The 805-nt window shown below is 46.6% G+C and carries 2 rRNA genes; both read right to left on the minus strand.

What is annotated here, in order from left to right:
- Window positions 1–243, minus strand: a 23S ribosomal RNA gene (locus tag EAH74_RS32920); the annotation flags it as partial.
- Between the two features lie 319 nt (window positions 244–562).
- Window positions 563–805: ribosomal RNA gene (locus tag EAH74_RS32925) — 16S ribosomal RNA — on the minus strand; the annotation flags it as partial.

Consider the following 805-nt stretch of genomic DNA (forward strand, 5'->3'; position numbering starts at 1 on the left):
ACTAAGGGAATCTCGGTTGATTTCTTTTCCTCAGGGTACTTAGATGTTTCAGTTCCCCTGGTTCGCCTCTTAAGCCTATGTATTCAGCTTAAGATAACCATCTTATGATGGCTGGGTTCCCCCATTCAGACATCTCCGGATCAAAGTCTGTTTGCCGACTCCCCGAAGCTTTTCGCAGGCTACCACGTCTTTCATCGCCTCTGACTGCCAAGGCATCCACCGTATGCGCTTCTTCACTTGACCATATAACCCCAAGCAATCTGGTTATACTGTGAAGACGACATTCGCCGAAAATTCGCAATTTAACTCACAAATTTTACCTTAGCCTGATCCGTTACCAGTGAAAGTAACGTTCAGTCTATCTTTCTATCACATACCCAAATTTTTAAAGAACGATCTAGCCAAAGACTAGAAATCAACATTCACCATCACTCGATGGAATGCTCATTTCTAAACTTTAAAAAAGAAAAGCCATCTTCCTGAACTGGAATTAACTTTGTCGTCTTYTTCAATGAATCAAGCAATTCGTGTGGGAGCTTATGGAGCAGCTGATGTCGTCGATTAAGGAGGTGATCCAGCCGCAGGTTCCCCTACGGCTACCTTGTTACGACTTCACCCCAGTCATGAATCACACCGTGGTAACCGTCCTCCCGAAGGTTAGACTAGCTACTTCTGGTGCAACCCACTCCCATGGTGTGACGGGCGGTGTGTACAAGGCCCGGGAACGTATTCACCGCGACATTCTGATTCGCGATTACTAGCGATTCCGACTTCACGCAGTCGAGTTGCAGACTGCGATCCGGAC

Source organism: Pseudomonas mandelii (assembly GCF_006438925.1).
Taxonomy (GTDB): domain Bacteria; phylum Pseudomonadota; class Gammaproteobacteria; order Pseudomonadales; family Pseudomonadaceae; genus Aquipseudomonas; species Aquipseudomonas mandelii_C.